Source organism: Rheinheimera sp. A13L (assembly GCF_000217935.1).
In the GTDB taxonomy this organism is placed as follows: Bacteria; Pseudomonadota; Gammaproteobacteria; order Enterobacterales; family Alteromonadaceae; genus Pararheinheimera.
Window position 1 is genome coordinate 106,780 of the sequence record NZ_AFHI01000056.1, and the last position, 17,650, is coordinate 124,429.

Below are 17,650 nucleotides of genomic sequence, written 5' to 3' on the forward strand. Positions count from 1 at the left end.
CAATCAACACTCGCCTTTAGATCACAAACTTATGCAAAAAGCCTTTCTGTAATGCTTAAGGATTAGCAATGAAACTATATCAGTACCTCAATTTTGATGAGAAAGACGGAAAGTATTTTCGACTGGAAACTGTACGAAGAAATAAGCTGTGGCAGTCTAATCCAACTAAGTTCAATGACCCACAGGAACTAAAATACACTCTTGATAAAAACCTTCGTCTCATGTCAGGCAAGCCACAAAAAATCTATGACTTTATTAATGAAATACTCAGTAGTGACCAACAGTATGGCATTGGACACAGTGTACTTGATTTGAATCTTCTTAAAGATATATCCACAGTGTACGGCGGCATTTTAGAGCAGGAAAGTGAACTCACTGAAAGGATCTCGTGGGCTTTTCTGCCCAACCTGTGTGCTATAGCTTGCTTTTCTGAAGAACGTTCCCACCCATTGATGTGGGCACACTATGGTAAAGGTCATAGCGGCTTCTGTGTCACCTACGAAATAAATGATAGCTCAGACACCCCTGACCGTTACTTTCTAGAGCATATCTGGGGTGGATATTTACGCCACGTGAATTACGTTAGTCGTAGCCAATCAATTAACCACTGGGATTTATTATTCGGGGCCGCTTTTGAGAAGGTTTTATGTACAAAATCAATTGATTGGGCTTATGAAAAAGAGGTTCGTTATATAGTTCCAAATCTAGTTAAAGATGAAAAAGAAATGGGAACAGAGATTGATCTTCCTGCGGGGTTCAGGATTAGCGAGATCACTGCAGGCGTTCGAATATCACCGGAGAATTTGCAACACCTAAAACATGCTGTGGAGGACTTGAAAACGCTGACTAAACATGATGTAAAGTTGACAAAGGCTGTAATCAGCGAAGATGATTTTGGCATTGAAATTCGTGATATTGAGTAGTTTGTTTTTCTAAACGGTTTCGCCGTTGGCGAGATACTTTCTTTTGCTTCGCCAAAAGAAAGTATCCAAAGCAAGAAAGTGCAGGATGCACTTTCTAACAGCCGAAGGCTGGCCCGTAGGGTGAATTGCAGGGATGCAATTCATAAAAGGCGACCCCAGGTCGCAGCGAAAGCCCGGCCCAAAATCGTGCGTCCAAGGCGACTCGGCAACTCGTTCGTCGCTACCGCTCCTCGCTCAAACACTCCTCGTCTTAAAACCTTGGCCACCCAATTTTGTCCGGCTCGCGCCCTAATGGGGGCCCATTCGGCATCAGGTTAGGTTGTTGTAGAGATCTTTTAGTCGCCGCAGGAATTTTAAAAAGCCCTACGCCAAAGCCAATCTCACCGCAAAGCCGGTAAATAACAGGCCTAACAATAGATTGCCTGCTTGCCCTGCTTTGGGTTGGCCTTTGAAGAAGCTGGCTATAGCTGCTCCTGCGTAGATCAGTGTGGTCAGGTAGAGCAGGCTTATGATTTCCAGTACAACCGCCAACACCAGATAAGGCACCCAGTTGGGAGTAAAACCGGAGTCAATAAACTGGATAAAAAATGACAGAAAAAACAAAATGGCCTTCGGGTTGGTCAGGCTCAATAACAAGGACTTTCTAAATACTGAAGCACAGGTCGCAGCAGCCACAACAGGTGGTGTTTGTGCATCAGTACTGGCTTTAGATTGGCGCAAACTCAGTAAAATTTGCACGCCGATAAAGAGTAAATAGGCCGCACCTAAATAACGTATCCAGCGGAATAACTCTGGCGAGGCTAACAACACAGAGGCAAGGCCAAGGTAAGACAGCAAAATCAAGGTCGCATCACCCAATAACACTGCAGCAAGAGCACACCAGGCATGCTGTGGCCCTTGCACCATGCTGGTTTTCAGCACAAACAGACTATTTGGTCCCGGCATCAGGATGATAACCACCACGCCAGCCAAAAAAGTCCAGAACTGAATCACACCAAAACTTTCCATCATGCCCTTCACACCATCACTTTAACTTTTCATCAAAGGTTATTATCGGGTATACAACAGAGGAAAGTCACTCTATATGCTGCACTGTACACAAAGCTCAGGCTGTGAGTGGAGAAGGTGGAGCTCAGGTTGATTTAGTATCAACCTGAGTTTTTTTAGTTAAAACACCATATCCAGCCCAAAAGATAAAGTGGTTGCGTCACCATAGTTCTCTTTAAACCAGGAGCCACTGTGATCCATCCATTTATCCAGCTGTACTTTGAGTGACATACTGCTGGTCAGATCGTAGCGGGTTGTGAAAGAAATCATGTCGTGGATTTCGGCGTCTGCTTCTGCAATGTAACCATCGGGGTTATCCGAGGTAATACGTTGTTCGTATTTGCCATAGGTCAACATAGGCAACCAATCGCCCATTCGATAACCCACACTCAGGCTGTAGGCCAGATCGCGGCCATAAGTTTCGGTTCTGTCGCTGACAAACAACTCAGAAACAACCAGCCAGTTCTGGTGATCTATGACAGCAGAAGCGCCGAGAATATGCTGTACTGCTGAAGCTGACCAATCTTCCCCATCAGACACCACCCGGCCCTGATTTTCTGATCGCAGGTACATTAAGCGGCCTTCAAACCAGTCTTTGCGCATCACCATTTCAGCACCAACAATATTGTTCCAGCGTGTATCACTTTCGCTGTCAAGCCCGCTGTAGAGCTTTAAATACTCATTGTCGCTTCTGGTTTCATTGCCATAAAAGACATTAATATTGCCATCCCAACTTCCCAGGCTCAGCATATGATTCCAGTTAATACCGTTATAATTCACCGCTTCCCAACCATAGGTTTGTGGCGGCAAATGTAACCAGGGGTAGGAAAAGCTGACATCTTGTTGTTCAGAGTAATAAAACAACGGTATGCGTTTACGTCCTACCTGCACCGTATTGTTGTCATCAATACTGTAACTCATATAAAGCCATTCCAAACCAACAGCAGCATCCTGAGAACCCCGGGATACAACTTGTCCGGTCAGACTTAGCCTGTCACTGATCAGCAAAGTACCTTGCAGACCAAGCTTTGAGTCAGGCTTTAAACTCCAGTCAGGATCGTACACACTGGTCTGACCGTAATCGGAAATCATGCAAGGACAGTCCAGCCCCAGCTCATTTTTCCCGTCAACCGATCCAGTCAACACTCTGCCCGCTGCAATAGTAAGAAAACCAGAGCCATTAAAACTCCAGTCCTGCGCCATAGTCTGACCGGAAACAGCAGCCATGCTCAACGCCATCACACTCAGCTTCATTGAAACTCGATTCATAAACCAAACCTCTAATAGGACGCTACTACTTTTACATTGTCTGTGACTGATGCTTTGTCAACATAACCAATAGCATTAGGGTTAGAGCTAACCAGCTCCAGCACTTCTTTGTCTCCTTCAACATCCTGTGGCGGAGTACCTTTTCCGGTAAAAATCAGTTTTGACCAATGAGCTTTCATCTGGCTATTGCTTCGGCCCAACACTTTGGAATTAAATTCTTCTGTGGCAGCAGCTGCATCTTTTTGCCCTAATACAATGACGGATTTCCCATCAGGAAAACTTTTACTGCGACCAAGATAAATCTGAGAGATTTGCTCCTGAGTTAAAGCTGCTGCGTTGGATGGATGCACCACCACAGCAATATCGGCAAAAACTGAGCCTATAAAACTACCAGCGATAAACAACACAACTCTCTGCATTACCTGTACTCCTTATTTGACGGATACCAGTTCAGCATAGACCAAATAAATGCAAAAACACTAAAAACGATAATTTCTGCAAGTGATGTAATAAAAAAACAACTCTTAGTGAAAAACACCCACTGCGACAGTGACAAAAGCTGCTAATAAGATCCACTGCTGGCACTTCAAGCCTCACTAGGATAAAATGCGCGTCCTTTTTCTTAGCGTTAACTTTTTTACGGGCTACAACACAAATGGGCAAAAAGCTGCACATTAAGACCTGGGGCTGCCAGATGAACGAATACGATTCATCCAAAATGGCAGACCTGCTGGATGCAACTCATGGCTACACTCTGACTGAAGATGCTGCTGAAGCGGACGTGATCCTGCTGAACACCTGCTCTATTCGTGAGAAGGCTCAGGAGAAGGTATTCCATCAGTTAGGTCGCTGGCGTCCGCTGAAAAAGAAAAACCCGGATCTGATTATTGCGGTCGGTGGTTGTGTGGCTTCTCAGGAAGGCAAAGCCATTCGTGAGCGTGCGCCTTATGTCGATATCGTCTTCGGGCCACAAACTCTGCACCGTTTGCCTGAAATGATTAACTCAGTGCATGGCAACAAATCACCTGTGGTTGACGTGTCATTCCCGGAAATCGAGAAGTTTGACCGTATGCCAGAGCCAAAAGCCGATGGCCCTACCGCTTTCGTGTCTATTATGGAAGGCTGTTCTAAGTACTGTACTTTCTGCGTGGTGCCTTACACCCGAGGTGAAGAAGTCAGCCGTCCGCTTGATGACGTACTGCTGGAAATAGCTCAGCTGGCAGAACAAGGTGTACGTGAAGTCAACCTGTTGGGTCAGAACGTAAATGCTTACCGTGGTGAAACTTTTGATGGCGAAATCTGCCATTTCTCTGAGTTACTGCGTTTAGTTGCAGCCATTGATGGTATCGACCGTATTCGTTACACCACGTCGCATCCTGTTGAATTTACAGACGATATTATCGAAGTGTACCGGGATGTGCCTGAATTGGTCGATCACCTGCATTTACCTGTGCAATCGGGTTCAGATCGCATTCTGGCGCTGATGAAGCGTAACCATACAGCGATAGAATACAAATCAAAAATTCGTGCGCTGAAAAAAGTACGACCCAATTTATGTATGTCATCTGACTTTATTATCGGCTTCCCTGGTGAAACCGCAGAAGACTTTGAAGCCACTATGGATCTCATCAAAGCCATGAACTTTGATATGAGCTTCAGCTTTATTTACAGCGCCCGCCCTGGTACTCCGGCGGCCGATTTACCGGACGATGTATCGGAAGATGAGAAAAAACAACGTCTGTATGTGCTGCAAGACCGTATTAACCAGCAGTCATTACAAATTGCCCGTGCTATGCTCGGCACTGAACAACGTATTCTGGTGGAAGGCCCGTCGAAAAAAGACATTATGGAGCTGACCGGACGCACAGAAAACAATCGGGTGGTGAACTTTGAAGGCTCACCCGATATGATTGGCCAGTTTGTAGATATTTTAGTGACTGATGTCTTTACCAACTCATTAAAAGGTAAAGTGATCCGCACTGAAAAAGAGATGGATTTACGTCGTGAAGTATCGCCACAACAAATTCTGGCGGCTAAAGCGGCAAAAACAGACGAATTGGGAGTGGCAACTTTTACTCCTTAGTTTCACCTCCTGAATGTCAGCCAAAGTAATTGGCGTTGCAGCGCGACGACAAGGGCGGCAGTCCCCGGGAGCATAGTTCACTATGTGACTGGGGCTGACGCACGAAGTCAACAAAGCTGCGGCGTCAAGTACGAAGGCTAAACAAAAGAGATAAAGCATTGGATAACCCGATCACCAGTTTAGAATTTTCTCTCTCCCCTTTTGAACCTCAACGTCTGGCTTTTTTATGGGGCCCCTTTGACGATAACTTGCGTCAGATTGAACGCCGTTACCGCGTGCAGGTGTCCTACCGCGATAACCAGTTGCGTTTAGTGGGCTTAACTGAACAACTTGAGCCTGTAAAACAAATCATCGAATCTCTGTATGGCGAAACCGCCAATGCCCAGGGCAAAGCTGTGCCTTTAAGCCCGGAGCAGGTGCATCTGGTGATCCAGCAACAGCATCAGGACCCCACAGAGCAGCAGTTTGATGAAGAACAAGTCAGCATTAAAACCAAAAAAGGGGCAGTCAAAGGCCGCAATGCCAATCAAAGTGCATATGTGCGTAATATTCAGCGCCACGACGTGACTTTTGGTATCGGCCCTGCTGGTACAGGCAAAACTTATTTAGCTGTGGCTTGTGCTGTCGATTCGCTGGAAAAAGGCGAAGTGCGCCGTATAGTGCTGACCCGCCCTGCAGTAGAAGCCGGTGAAAAGCTTGGTTTTTTACCCGGCGATTTAGCGCAGAAAGTCGACCCTTATTTACGGCCTTTGTACGACGCTTTATTTGAAATGTTAGGTTTTGAAAAAGTAGAAAAATACTTAGAGCGTGGTGTGATTGAAATAGCACCTCTGGCTTATATGCGTGGCCGAACTTTAAGCGATGCTTTTATTATTCTGGATGAAAGCCAGAACACCACTGTAGAACAAATGAAAATGTTCCTGACCCGTATTGGCTTTAACGCCAAAGCCGTGATCACAGGCGATATCACCCAGGTCGATTTACCCCGTGGTCAGTATTCAGGCTTAAAACATGCAATGGACGTCTTATCGGAAGTACCGGATCTGAGCTTTAACTTCTTTAAAGCCAAAGACGTAGTACGTCACCCTGTGGTGCAAAAAATTGTCATGGCGTACGAAGCTTTTGAACAAAAAAAGCTGGAAGCCCAGGAAGAAGCAAAACAAGCCGCCAAAGATGCAGCCAACACGAGTAAAGATTAAAACATGAGCATTACCCTGGATTTACAGCTGGCAAGCGAAGCGCCGAACCTGCCATCCGAAGCCCAATTTCAGCAATGGCTGGAAGCCGCTATTCTGCCTTTTCAGGAAATAGCTGAAGTGACAGTGCGTATTGTGGACGAAGCAGAAAGTCAGCAACTGAACTTTGATTATCGTGAAAAAGATAAACCCACTAACGTGCTGAGTTTCCCTTTTGAACTGCCACCAGGGGTTGAAGAATTGCCATTATTAGGTGATTTAGTCATTTGTGCTCAGGTAGTGGCAGCAGAAGCTGTAGAGCAAGGCAAAGAATTACATCATCACTGGGCTCATATGGTGGTGCATGGCTGCTTGCATTTATTAGGCTTTGACCATATAAATGACGCAGATGCAGAGCAAATGGAAGCAGAAGAAATTCTGATTTTGCAGCAACTGGGTATAAAGAACCCTTATGTTTTAGAAGATTAACTGTTATTTTGTTTCTTAATCGCCCCTATTATTGTGGGCATTGTATTTTTAATTACTTGGAGCTTAAGTTCACTCATGGGTGACGACCATTCCCACTCTAGTCGGGGTTCTGCCGCCAAATCATGGCTGGAGCGTATAGCCGCGATTTTTACCGCAGAACCACAAGATTTATCTGATCTGGTTGAAGTGATCAACGAAGCTGCAATGCGTAAGCTGATTGATAACGATACTCACAGTATGTTGCAGGGTGTTTTGGATGTCTCCAAAATGCGCGCCCGTGACATTATGGTGCCACGTTCGCAGATGGCTACCATTAATATTGACCAGTCCCTTGAACAAATGATGCCGCTGCTGCTGGAAAACAACCACAGCCGTTATCCTGTGGTCAACGAAGACAAAGACCATATCGAAGGTATTCTGCTGGTTAAAGATTTGCTGCAGCACAGCTTACAAGGCAATACCGAATGGAGCCTGCGCGACCTGTTGCGCCCTGCTGTCATTATCCCTGAAAGTAAAAGGGTGGACGCCTTATTAAAAGAATTCCGTCAGAAACGTTACCATATGGCCATAGTGGTCGATGAATACGGTGGCGTATCCGGCTTGATTACTATTGAGGATATTCTGGAACAAATTGTCGGTGAAATCGAAGATGAACACGACGATGAAGAAGATCTGGATATCAAAAAAATGGCCAGCCATGTTTATCAAGTCAGCGCTTTAACACCTGTCGACGAGTTTAATGAAAGTTTCGGCACCAGCTTCGATGAAGAAGAGGCCGGTACTATAGGCGGTATTGTGTTACATGCCTTTGGCCATATGCCGGAAAAAGGCGAAACCATTGAACTGCAAAATCTGACCTTTAAAGTCAGCAAAGCCAATAGCAGACGTCTGGTGCAGTTGCAGGTCATTCGTGCTAAAACTGCCACAGAAACTACAGCGCTACAGAAGGACTAACTTTTGCTGTTGTCAAAAACCTCCTGGTTCCCAGCCCTGCTTTTAGCAGGGCTGGGTGCATTAAACACCTTAGCTTTTGCCCCTTTTACTTACCATATGTTGCCGCTGCTGACCTTGTCTGTACTGGCGTATTGCCTGCTGCAGGCACAAAGTCCAAAACAGGCCGCCCTGTTTGGTTATGCCTATGGTATGGGCTGGTTTGGTGTGGGGGTCAGTTGGGTGCATGTCAGCATCGCCACTTTTGGCGGCATGCCGCTGATTGCCAGCCTGGCTATTATGGCGGTGCTGATAGGTTATCTGGCACTCTTCCCTGCCCTTGCTATTTGGTTTGGCTGGCGCTTTCGAGGCAACTTTTGGTTTCCACTGGTCTTAGCCTCCAGTTGGTTTATCGCTGAAAATATCCGTTCCTGGTTTTTAACAGGTTTCCCCTGGTTATCTGTGGGTTACAGTCAAACCGATGGCTGGATGGCCCCCTGGGCATCTGTACTGGGCGAAACCGGCATCAGCTTTTTAATGCTGTTGATTGCAGGCTCTGTAGCTATAGCTGTGCAATCTAAACTTTGGGTTTGGCCTGCTATTGCGGCCATAGTATTGATAGTCAGCCCTGCATTAAACAGCATCAAAGGCTGGCAAGATACTGGCGAGCAGGTGAAGGTAGCCTTAGTGCAAGGCAATATAGCGCAGGATTTACGCTGGGATCCGGATCAGGAAGCCATCACTATGCGCAAGTATATGGAGCTCAGTCGCCCGCATCTGAATGCCGACATTATGATTTGGCCTGAAGCAGCTATTCCACAACTCGAGCCTTTAGCTTTGGCCTATTTGTTTAATCTGGATATGCTGGCGGCAGAAAACGATACGGCCGTAGTCACAGGTATTCTGGATTACAAAGAAAACGGTGATGCTTATAACGGCATGATAGTTCTTGGTAAATTTTCTAAAGAAACCACTGACGGCGATTACAGATACAGCACCAGCAACCGATACCAGAAACATCATTTGTTGCCTGTTGGCGAATTTGTGCCTTTTCAGGATGTACTGAAATATGTAGCTCCACTGTTTAACCTGCCCATGAGTTCATTCAGCCGTGGTGATTGGCTGCAGCCTAATTTACAAGCCAATGGCTATTCACTGCTGGCCGCTTTATGTTTTGAAATTGCTTTTCCACGTCAAATGATTGCCAACTTTGATGACAATACCCACTTCCTGCTGACTGTCAGTAACGACGCCTGGTTTGGTGCCTCTATTGGCCCTCATCAGCATTTAGAAATAGCCAGAATGCGTGCACTGGAATTAGGCCGCCCACTACTTCGCGCCACCAATAACGGCATCACAGCTGTGGTGACTGCTGATGGCAAAGAGCTAAGCCGTTTACCTCAGTTTGAGGAAGGCGTATTAACAGCTGAAGTGCCACTGGTGCAAGGCCGTACTTTATACAGCATCTGGAGCGACTGGCCAGTGCTTGTCATCAGCTTGTTGTGTGTTGGACTGTTGAGTTTCAGACGTTACTACTGGGGTCAGAGCTGATAGCTCTGACCCTAAACAACTTAAATCTTATAGCTTTTCTGATGTCCCAAGGTGGTCTGATATTGAGCTTTGGTAATGTCATCCACAAAAAACCACTGTGCATCCATTTGTTCTTTAGTGAATGACACCAGCAAATAACCCCGTTGATGTAAATTGCAGTACTCCAGCTCGTCAATCAGCGTCGGCAACACGCCGGCTAATTGCTCCACTTGCGTGGTATTCAGTTTCAGATAAGTCTCAATACCAGGGGAGCTGACCGAAGCCGTAGCCAGCTCTATTCCGACTTTTTTACCTTGCTGATCATGTAAAGTCGAAGCCCAGGCGTTATGGGTATCCCCTGCCAGGACCACCAGCTGTTTATTCTGCTGCTGCGCCGTCTGATAAATCAGTTCGCGCTCATAGGGATAACCATCCCAGGCATCCAGGTTGTAAGCGACGACAGACTCTATACGTTGTTTATCCTGTGCAGTCAGGCTGCTATCACCTTGCTGTGCGCGCTGCTTTAATGCTGACAGTTCTGCAATCTGTTTTACCAGCTCAGGGCCTGGTTTAGAAAAAGCTGACAGCAACTCAGATGGAAACATCATTTTCGCCATCAATACCTGCTGCCCCAGCACCTGATAGTGAGCTTTAGAGCGCATCAACTGAGTTTGCAACCATTGCTGCTGCTTTTGTCCAAGCAAAGTACGGTTTGGATGGGTTAAGTCACCGACAAAACGCTGAGTATCAAAGGTTCCGGTACTTTGATTGGTGTAGTCTTTATACTCCAGTTGCACATTACGCCCTTCAATGCGGGTGTCGAGCATATGCAAATCGACCAGATCACCAAAGGCAAAGCTACGGTACAAACTTTGTTGCTGGCCGGACACAAGGGGCCGTATTGGCATCCACTCGTAATAGGCCTGTAACGCATTAAGCTTACGCTGCTGATAATCCCCTTCATTGGATTGATGGTTTTCAGCGCCGTCTGTCCAGGCATCATTGGTGATTTCGTGATCATCCCAGACACAAATAAAACTATGACTGGCATGAGCCTGCTGTAAATCTTTGTCGCTGCGGTATAAAGCATAGCGGTTGCGGTAATCCGTCAGACTTATAATTTCGCCCAGATTGTCTGCAGCTAAAGCCCGGCCTAGTTCGACAGAGCGCTCTGTGGCATAACCACCTTGCTCGTATTCGTAAATGTAATCACCTAAATGCAACACAGCATCCAGTTGTTGTTGCGCTACCTGCTGATACACATGGAAATAACCAGCCGGATAATTAGAACAGGACAACACGGCAAAACGCACTTGCGATACAGCACCCTCAGGCAAAGTTTTCGCATGACCTGTTGCAGACACAGTCCTGCTGTCGCTAAAACGATAATAATAACTGCGGCCGGGCAACAAGCCGATTAAATCAACTTTGCAGCTATAGTTGGCTTCTTTACGCGCCAGACAAAGCTGCTGATGTTGCACAACAGAAAAATCAGCGCTGTCACTGACTTCCAGCAATAACTGCACTGAATCCGGCTGTTGTTCAGGTGTCACTTTAGTCCATAAAATCAGCCGGTCTGTTAAAGGATCGCCACTGGCAACACCATGCAAAAACTGAATTGGGCTATTGTTTTTTGCTGTTTTGACTGAGCTGCTGCAACCAAACACAGCAGTACTTAACCAGGCTGCACCGGTAAAAAAAGCGCTGTTTTTTAAAAAACTTCTTCTGCTAAAATTCGACATAGTTCCTCCGAAAAAAAACTACTTTAGTCAGCTTTAATGATTTTTTGATGACGGAAAATCGGTCTGGGCTGCACTTCGTCTGGTCAGAGAGGGTATTTAACTCAGAGACTGATCTAAAGTAACTAAGCAACGTAACAATGCCCCTGACTTAAAAAATATTTCTGTTAACTTTCCAACATTTAATCAAGTGCAGGACGCAGTTGTAGTGACAGAGCCCGGTTAGCCCAGCTACCGGTCAAACGAGGTCTTTATGCACATCTATCCATTTCGTCAACAAGCGTTCCGCATTATGAACAGCATCAATCTGGTACTGATGCTGTTGGCTTTAGCTCTTGCCAGTTGGCACCAAAGCTGGGGAGCTGCCTTATTAATTGGCTTGCCGGCTTTGATTGTGCCTTTTGTGTTGTACAAAACTTTAAGAGACCACCGCTTATCACGTATCGCCTTTGGTATATCTTTTATGCTGTTTTGCGCCTTACACATTCATCAGTCCAACGGTGTAACCGAACTGCACTTTGGTATTTTTGTGCTGTTAGCGGTTTTGAGTGCATTTCGTGACTGGATGGTGATTGCTGTCGCTGCCAGCACTATAGCTGTGCATCATTTATTATTTGCTTACCTGCAAACCCGGCATGGCGAGGTCTTCTTAATGCCAGCTCAGGATGCGACCTTTAGCAACGTAGTGGTACATGCCGCTTATGTGGTCGTGGAATCTGCAGTACTTATTATCATTACCCTCAATTCATACAAAGAGGCGATGGTGGGTTTGGCCTTCTCGGAAACGACCAAAGAGTTAGTTGCAGACCCAGCCCATATTAATTTAACTGTGCGCTGCCCGGACATCCGCTCCCGTTTGGTGTTGCAATTTAACCAGGCATTGGATGGCATTCAGCACACAGTGCAAACCATCAATCAGTCTGTTGCTTTACTACATAGTGAAAGTGCAACTCTGTCTGAGGAGGGGCAACAACTGGTGTCAGGCATGAATGAACAAAATACTCAGGTCAAACGTATAGCGGCGGCCTCGGAGGAAATGGCGCAAAGTATTCAGGCGCTGGGCGAGCTGGCGGCAGCAGTGTTAAACGCAGCTCAACAAGCTGAGCAGAGTTCAGTATCGGGTAAAGAGTCTGTAGATCAGACCATAGCGGCTATTTCGACTCTGGCTGTTACTTTGCAGGATGCAGGACAAAAAGTAGATAGCATGGCGTTATCCAGTAAAGAGATCACCACTGTACTTGAGGTGATTAAAAGTATCGCCGAACAAACCAATCTGCTCGCCTTAAATGCAGCAATAGAAGCAGCACGGGCAGGTGAACAAGGCCGTGGTTTTGCGGTCGTAGCGGACGAAGTTCGCACTTTAGCTGGTCGCACTCAGCAATCCACAGAACAAATTCAGCGTATGATCCAAACGTTAACCGAAGCAAGCCAAAGTTCAGTGCGCTCAGTGCAGCATTGTTTGAGTCAGGTGGACCAGACTGTCAGTTTAGCCAAACGCAGTGATGAGTTGTTGAATACCATTACGGCAGAAGCCCAGTCAGTAGCGCGCTCTGCCGACATTATGGCAGGTTCTTTACAGCAGCAACGCCACGCTAGCGCAGAGATGGCGCAAGGTGCTCAGTACTTGAATGACAGTGCCGTTGCCCAGATGCAACGCAGTGAACAAGTGAAACACAGTACGGTTCAGATTGAACGAGTTGCTAACCAACTGGCGAGTGAAGCAAACAGGTTTACCAGTTGAAACAGAACCCAGTTACTTCTGGAAAACTGAAAGCTGCCATTCTGTTGGTGCTGCTATGGCTGGCTGGCAGTGCTGCAGCTTTTTATTGGTTTTTCGTAAGTCATTATGGTGTCTTTGATCAGCAGAGCCAGTGGCGGCAACACCCACTTGTGCCTCAGCAAGTACAACATATGTTAAATCAATATCTCGAATCTCACTCAAAGTGGCAAGCCATACTGATCACAGACTCAGACTGCAGTTGTAGTTCTTTTGCTAAAGATCACTTATCGCGTATGCAACAACGCCAGCCTGATTTAGCTATTCAACAGCTGAGCCAGACTCAAGCTGAAAAGCTGGGACTGAATATCATTGCGACCCCACTGTTACTGCTATTTCAACACAAACAGCTAATTTACGCCGGGCCTTTAGCCACAGATCTGCTCTGTAGTGATAACGCCAGTGTGTTGGATAGTATTATCAATGGCGCCACCTTATTACCCGGCTTTTGGCTGAATGGTGAAAGTACCGCCTGCCGATGCCCGACACCTTAACGTCGAGACGGCCAGTGGTTTACTGCCACGGACAACAACACCAGTATCAGCAAGGCACTGAATTCTGCACCATTCCGGCCAGGTCCTACGACAAACCAGCCTACTTTGGCATGCAAAATAGCGATACCAGTGGCGTAAATGCCCACATACCCCAGACACACCAAAGTGACATAACGGTTGAGTGCCAGAAATAAAGTGCCAATAATTTCAAAAGCAGTGATAGCGACTGCTATTAATACCCCCATGGGCCAGCCCTGATTGTCCAGCCACTGGCCAAAAGGTTCGACACCACCTGTTAAAGCCCTGTGCCAGCCGTGTGCCCCTATGATTCCGGCCAGTGCCAGTCGTAAAGTACCCCAGCCAAAAATCTGTTGTAGTGACATAAAATCTCCCCTCTTACTGCTTTGCTGATTTTTGTTGTAAATGCTGTAACACCAGCATTGCGGCCTCTGCCTGATGCACAGGCACCAGAATATGATCATGAAAAGCGCCGGCAAATACATTACAACTTAAACCGGCATCAGCTAATGCCGTGGCAAAAGCTGCAGTTAAACCCACTGCTTCTAAATCAGAATGCACCCTCAGGCTGATCCAACGCGCCCTGAACAAAATATCCAGTTGATACTCTGCCGCTTGTTGTTCGGTCAGCACTAAGGTCAGGCCTTCCTTTTCTTTAAAAGTGGCTAAAGGCAAAGGCCCGAGCCAGCTTTTATCCAAAGGCCAGATACAATACACATAGACTTCTGGCTCCAATTTGGGCTGCATAGTGCTCAGCAACTGGTCCAGAGCTTTAATAGCCACTGTCATTTATGCTCTCCACTTATCTCAACTTGGTTATTTGAGTAGCACAGGTAACTGGCCCGCAGATTTAACTTTCCCCATTAAAAATCCAATCACCGCATCATAAGCCGGCCCTGAAAATGGCCGCTCTGCGGTTTGAGGTTTTTGGTTGTAGCTATAAGTCGCCAGTCGTAAGTCAGCACTGTTGGCGAAATCAGCCAGCTCGTATGGGGTACGTAAAGACACCATCACAGTTTTTTTGTCTGAAGCTTTAGCTTGTTGTAATAGCTGCATTAACAAGGTCTTTTGCTCAGCCACTGTTAATTTCATCACAGGTAAAGCCTGCAAGTCGGCCAACACCCCCAGTTCAGCTGCGCTTTGGGCTGGCGAAATCAGCGAACCTAACACCAAATCGGCCTTGTCTATTTGCTGTATTGCCAGCTTTTGATCAAAAGAAGTTAAATCACTGCAGGTCACTGACTTAGGCTTTATCCCCCAGCCGCTTAACGCCTGCAACCAGCTTTGGCATTTGGTTTGATCAGGAGCAATCAGATGTAGTTTTAAAGCGGCCAAATTTAAGGGTAACTGTAATTTATTAGTGCCCACCAGAGTCAGGCTTGCCTCTGCCAGTTCCCGCTCCAGTTGCAGATCATTCTCTAAACGTTTGGCGTCAGGTAACAGCTTCTGAGCCGGGCTGGCTTTGAGCTGCTGCCGCAACCTGGTAATGCGCTGTGCAGACTGCGCTATTTCAGCGCTGTTAAGCTGGCCTTGTTGTACAGCCAGCACCACTTGATCAATCAGCTTTGTCAAAGCAGTTATATCAGCAGGAGTTTTCATTTCATAAGGCATCAGCGCTATATCAGCACCAGCAGCAAAAGTTTGGATCACAGCCTCAGCGGGTGTAAAAAACTGACTGATGCCAGCCATATTCAGCGCATCTGTGATGATAATGCCATGAAAGCCCATATCGTCACGTAACAAGTCGGTCAGAATGGCACGGGATAAAGTAGCTGGTTTAATCAGAGCCTCACCGGTTTTGCTGATCAGACGGCTGTTATCCAGTGCCGGATACTGAATATGAGCCGTCATCACCATGGCTGGCTGATGCTGTTTAATCAGTTGGCGAAATGGATATAAATCAACAGCTTCTACTGTGGCTTTGTCATGTTCCACTAAAGGTAAACCTGTATGGCTATCGACATGGGTGTCGCCATGACCAGGAAAATGTTTGATGGTGCCTAAAACACCTGCCTGTTGCATAGCGTCGAGCATGGCGCCACCAGCTGCTGCTACTGCTTGTGGGTTATCGCCAAAAGAGCGGGCATTAATCACAGGGTTGGCTGGGTTGTTATTCACATCCAGACTAGGGGCGAAGTTTAAATTGATGCCCACTGAGTTTAATTGCTGCGCTATGGCAGAGCCTACGCTGGCAGCATAACGGCTACCTGCGACAGGCAAAGTGGCTCCTATGGCCATATTGCCGGCAAAAGCGGGAAACTCTTGAGTCGGCAGGCGAGCCACACGGCCCCCTTCCTGGTCAATACCTATCAGCAAGGGCAGGCCATCGCTGCTGGCCCTTTGCAAATCAGCAGTTAAACGACGAATTTGCTCTTTATCTTTTAAGTTATTAGCAAATAAAATCACCCCACCTAAATGCAACTGCTGTATAGCTTCGGCAAACTCTTTGGGTAACTCCGTCAAATCGGTTTTGCACTGTGCTGATGAACCTTGAGTACAAAAATGCCGTAAATCGATCATCAGTTTTTGCCCAATCTGACGGCGTAATTCCTGCTGATCCATTGATGTTTGTGCCACACAACCTCCCGCATTTAACGTCACTACAGCCAGCAGCAGTGCATATTGTTTCATCTTGTCACCACATTCTGAGTTTATCTGAGCACTATATCAGGGCAACACAAGCTCTGTAACCGCATCTGCTGTAATGGTTTTTGTTTGTTCGTTATTTAAGCTCTTATCCATCTTCAGCGCTTTGAGAGCATGCCAGCTTTTGTTATGCTCGGGTTGTTGTCATACAAAGATCAATAAAAAATCTGGCCAAAGATGCCGGATGTGACAACAGATGAAGCAGATAGATCAAAATCAATAAAGCAAAAATGGAGTCTGAACCTGATGAAAAAAACTTACCTGCTGGCTCTTGGTCTGAGCCTTGGCAGCCCCTTTTTATACGCAAAAACTCAGCTTGCGGGCGAACTGATGATTGTTGGTGGAGCTTTAGCCAGTTCCAACAAGGCGGTGTACCAGCAGTTTATTCAGAGTGCTGGCGGAGTGGATAAAGCCAGAGTCGTGGTGATACCAGCAGCCAGCAGCCAGCCGGTAAAATATTTTCGCCAGTTCCAGCAGGATTTGGCTTTATACGGCGTACCTGAGCAGCAAGTGCAATTGTTGCCTATAGCGGTAAAAGATGACAAAAGCACAGCAGAAGATGAGTCTTTGTGGCGTAACAATGCTGCAGAACCCAAACTGGCCGCACAAGTGCAACAAGCCACAGCCGTCTGGTTTTTAGGTGGCGATCAAAATCATCTGGTGGATACCTTAAGAGCAGAAGGAAAAAACAGCCCTGTACTTGATGCGGTCTGGCAGCTCTATCAGCGCGGCGGCATTATCGGAGGCACCAGCGCAGGCGCCGCAATAATGAGTGAAGCTATGATTGCCTCAGGCTCGTCCTGGACAGCTTTAGCCAGAGCAATTGCAGAGCCTGATACACAAGTCGACGAAGCGGCGGATGAGCCCTTGCAATTACGCCGCGGTTTAGGTTTTTTCCCTGAAGGAGTGATTGATCAACACTTTGACCGCAGAGCCCGTTTTGGTCGTTTGATTGTCGCAGTGGCAGAACAAAAGTCTGGCTCTGCTATAGGTTATGGTGTAGATGAAGATTCAGCTTTGTTTTACCAGGCCAAAACCCGTCAATTTCAGGCCTTAGGTTCAGGCGGTGTCACTGTGATTGATTTACGTCAGGCTAAAAAAGTGACGAACCCGCTGGGGTTTCAAATGGAAAATATCCGCTTAAGTTATCTGCAAGGTGGCGATAAATACGATGTTCAAAGCCAGCAGCTGTTACCTCATCCGGCCAAAGTGACCACCACAGGCGCAGAGTACGGCCACAATCCACAGCCTGTGATGTCCGGCGTTTTTAGTGCCAATACCCGACTGAAAGACTTTATTACTTTTGAACTGACCGATAACAAAGCGGCCAGCAAAGCCATTAGTTACCTGCATCAGGGCAATGGTCTGGTCTTTGGTTTAACCTTCAGCAAAGATGAAAAAACCAAGGGGTACTGGCAATATCTGGATGGTTTAAAGGACAACAGCAGCGCCCATCAGGTCCGTTTAGATATAGTACCAGGCCGGATGCAAATTGATTTAAAACCACAAAGTTGATGTGTAGAGATACAA

Annotated in this window: 16 protein-coding genes; 9 read left to right on the plus strand and 7 right to left on the minus strand. The window is 46.7% G+C overall.

Annotated features, from left to right (window positions below):
• The first annotated feature begins 68 nt into the window (after positions 1–68).
• The gene (locus RHEIN_RS17605; protein WP_008900335.1) at positions 69–923 is read left to right on the plus strand and encodes a DUF2971 domain-containing protein; all 855 of its coding nucleotides are present in this window, start codon (positions 69–71) and stop codon (positions 921–923) included.
• A gap of 363 nt (positions 924–1,286) precedes the next feature.
• Here RHEIN_RS17605 and leuE read toward each other — a convergent pair whose 3' ends face one another.
• The 3 genes from leuE to RHEIN_RS17620 form a co-directional block, all read right to left on the minus strand.
• Entirely contained in the window at positions 1,287–1,934 is a 648-nt protein-coding gene (gene leuE / locus RHEIN_RS17610) for a leucine efflux protein LeuE (protein ID WP_040555381.1), read from the minus strand.
• A 156-nt stretch (positions 1,935–2,090) separates the two neighbouring features.
• Complete coding sequence (locus RHEIN_RS17615) at positions 2,091–3,239, minus strand: hypothetical protein (protein WP_008900337.1); 1,149 nt, start codon at positions 3,237–3,239, stop codon at positions 2,091–2,093.
• Between the two features lie 11 nt (positions 3,240–3,250).
• A complete protein-coding gene (locus tag RHEIN_RS17620; protein ID WP_008900338.1) occupies positions 3,251–3,658 on the minus strand; it encodes a phosphate ABC transporter substrate-binding protein in 408 nt (135 codons plus the stop codon).
• A 236-nt stretch (positions 3,659–3,894) separates the two neighbouring features.
• Here RHEIN_RS17620 and miaB point away from each other — a divergent pair, with 236 nt between their 5' ends.
• The 5 genes from miaB (at position 3,895) to lnt (ending at position 9,467) form a co-directional block, all read left to right on the plus strand.
• Entirely contained in the window at positions 3,895–5,322 is a 1,428-nt protein-coding gene (gene miaB / locus RHEIN_RS17625; RefSeq protein ID WP_008900339.1) for a tRNA (N6-isopentenyl adenosine(37)-C2)-methylthiotransferase MiaB, read from the plus strand.
• A gap of 158 nt (positions 5,323–5,480) precedes the next feature.
• A complete protein-coding gene (locus tag RHEIN_RS17630; RefSeq protein WP_008900340.1) occupies positions 5,481–6,521 on the plus strand; it encodes a PhoH family protein in 1,041 nt (346 codons plus the stop codon).
• 3 nt (positions 6,522–6,524) lie between these two features.
• Entirely contained in the window at positions 6,525–6,986 is a 462-nt protein-coding gene (ybeY, locus tag RHEIN_RS17635; protein WP_008900341.1) for an rRNA maturation RNase YbeY, read from the plus strand.
• A gap of 75 nt (positions 6,987–7,061) precedes the next feature.
• The gene (locus RHEIN_RS17640) at positions 7,062–7,940 is read left to right on the plus strand and encodes an HlyC/CorC family transporter (RefSeq protein ID WP_008900342.1); all 879 of its coding nucleotides are present in this window, start codon (positions 7,062–7,064) and stop codon (positions 7,938–7,940) included.
• 3 nt (positions 7,941–7,943) lie between these two features.
• Positions 7,944–9,467, plus strand: coding sequence for an apolipoprotein N-acyltransferase (gene lnt, locus RHEIN_RS17645; RefSeq protein ID WP_008900343.1), 1,524 nt, complete (start codon positions 7,944–7,946; stop codon positions 9,465–9,467).
• A 20-nt stretch (positions 9,468–9,487) separates the two neighbouring features.
• Here the strand turns inward: lnt and RHEIN_RS17650 are convergent, their stop codons facing one another.
• Positions 9,488–11,188, minus strand: a complete 1,701-nt coding sequence (locus RHEIN_RS17650) for an alkaline phosphatase D family protein (RefSeq protein ID WP_008900344.1) — start codon at positions 11,186–11,188, stop codon at positions 9,488–9,490.
• Between the two features lie 250 nt (positions 11,189–11,438).
• Here RHEIN_RS17650 and RHEIN_RS17655 point away from each other — a divergent pair, with 250 nt between their 5' ends.
• Both RHEIN_RS17655 and RHEIN_RS17660 read left to right on the plus strand, forming a co-directional pair.
• Positions 11,439–12,926: a methyl-accepting chemotaxis protein gene (locus RHEIN_RS17655; protein WP_008900345.1), complete on the plus strand. Its 1,488-nt coding sequence runs from the start codon at positions 11,439–11,441 to the stop codon at positions 12,924–12,926.
• Positions 12,923–13,456 (plus strand): DUF6436 domain-containing protein, encoded by a 534-nt coding sequence (locus RHEIN_RS17660; protein ID WP_008900346.1) that lies wholly within the window; start codon positions 12,923–12,925, stop codon positions 13,454–13,456. Before RHEIN_RS17655 ends, RHEIN_RS17660 begins: the two co-directional genes overlap by 4 nt.
• Here the strand turns inward: RHEIN_RS17660 and RHEIN_RS17665 are convergent.
• From RHEIN_RS17665 to nagZ, 3 genes are read right to left on the minus strand one after another with little or no spacing between them, the layout of a single operon-like run.
• Positions 13,453–13,839 carry a DoxX family protein gene (locus RHEIN_RS17665; protein WP_008900347.1) on the minus strand — a complete coding sequence of 129 codons (387 nt, stop codon included), beginning with the start codon at positions 13,837–13,839 and terminating at the stop codon, positions 13,453–13,455. The two genes, RHEIN_RS17660 and RHEIN_RS17665, sit on opposite strands and share 4 nt — an antisense overlap.
• Before the next feature lie 13 nt (positions 13,840–13,852).
• Positions 13,853–14,263 (minus strand): ACT domain-containing protein, encoded by a 411-nt coding sequence (locus tag RHEIN_RS17670; protein WP_008900348.1) that lies wholly within the window; start codon positions 14,261–14,263, stop codon positions 13,853–13,855.
• Between the two features lie 27 nt (positions 14,264–14,290).
• On the minus strand, positions 14,291–16,105 hold the full coding sequence (nagZ, locus tag RHEIN_RS17675; RefSeq protein WP_008900349.1) for a beta-N-acetylhexosaminidase: 1,815 nt from the start codon (positions 16,103–16,105) through the stop codon (positions 14,291–14,293).
• 261 nt (positions 16,106–16,366) lie between these two features.
• On the opposite strand from nagZ, the gene RHEIN_RS17680 reads away from it, so the two are divergent.
• Entirely contained in the window at positions 16,367–17,635 is a 1,269-nt protein-coding gene (locus tag RHEIN_RS17680; RefSeq protein WP_008900350.1) for a cyanophycinase, read from the plus strand.
• The last annotated feature ends 15 nt before the right edge of the window (positions 17,636–17,650 follow it).

Bases quoted from the DNA above. Each gene is read 5' to 3' on its own strand.
- RHEIN_RS17680 (WP_008900350.1), top strand. From the start codon at position 16,367: ATGAAAAAAACTTACCTGCTGGCTCTTGGTCTGAGCCTTGGCAGCCCC.
- RHEIN_RS17620 (WP_008900338.1), bottom strand. From the start codon at position 3,658: ATGCAGAGAGTTGTGTTGTTTATCGCTGGTAGTTTTATAGGCTCAGTT.
- leuE (WP_040555381.1), bottom strand. From the start codon at position 1,934: ATGATGGAAAGTTTTGGTGTGATTCAGTTCTGGACTTTTTTGGCTGGC.
- nagZ (WP_008900349.1), bottom strand. From the start codon at position 16,105: ATGAAACAATATGCACTGCTGCTGGCTGTAGTGACGTTAAATGCGGGA.
- RHEIN_RS17670 (WP_008900348.1), bottom strand. From the start codon at position 14,263: ATGACAGTGGCTATTAAAGCTCTGGACCAGTTGCTGAGCACTATGCAG.
- RHEIN_RS17655 (WP_008900345.1), top strand. From the start codon at position 11,439: ATGCACATCTATCCATTTCGTCAACAAGCGTTCCGCATTATGAACAGC.
- RHEIN_RS17650 (WP_008900344.1), bottom strand. From the start codon at position 11,188: ATGTCGAATTTTAGCAGAAGAAGTTTTTTAAAAAACAGCGCTTTTTTT.
- RHEIN_RS17640 (WP_008900342.1), top strand. From the start codon at position 7,062: ATGGGTGACGACCATTCCCACTCTAGTCGGGGTTCTGCCGCCAAATCA.
- RHEIN_RS17665 (WP_008900347.1), bottom strand. From the start codon at position 13,839: ATGTCACTACAACAGATTTTTGGCTGGGGTACTTTACGACTGGCACTG.
- ybeY (WP_008900341.1), top strand. From the start codon at position 6,525: ATGAGCATTACCCTGGATTTACAGCTGGCAAGCGAAGCGCCGAACCTG.
- RHEIN_RS17605 (WP_008900335.1), top strand. From the start codon at position 69: ATGAAACTATATCAGTACCTCAATTTTGATGAGAAAGACGGAAAGTAT.
- miaB (WP_008900339.1), top strand. From the start codon at position 3,895: ATGGGCAAAAAGCTGCACATTAAGACCTGGGGCTGCCAGATGAACGAA.
- RHEIN_RS17615 (WP_008900337.1), bottom strand. From the start codon at position 3,239: ATGAATCGAGTTTCAATGAAGCTGAGTGTGATGGCGTTGAGCATGGCT.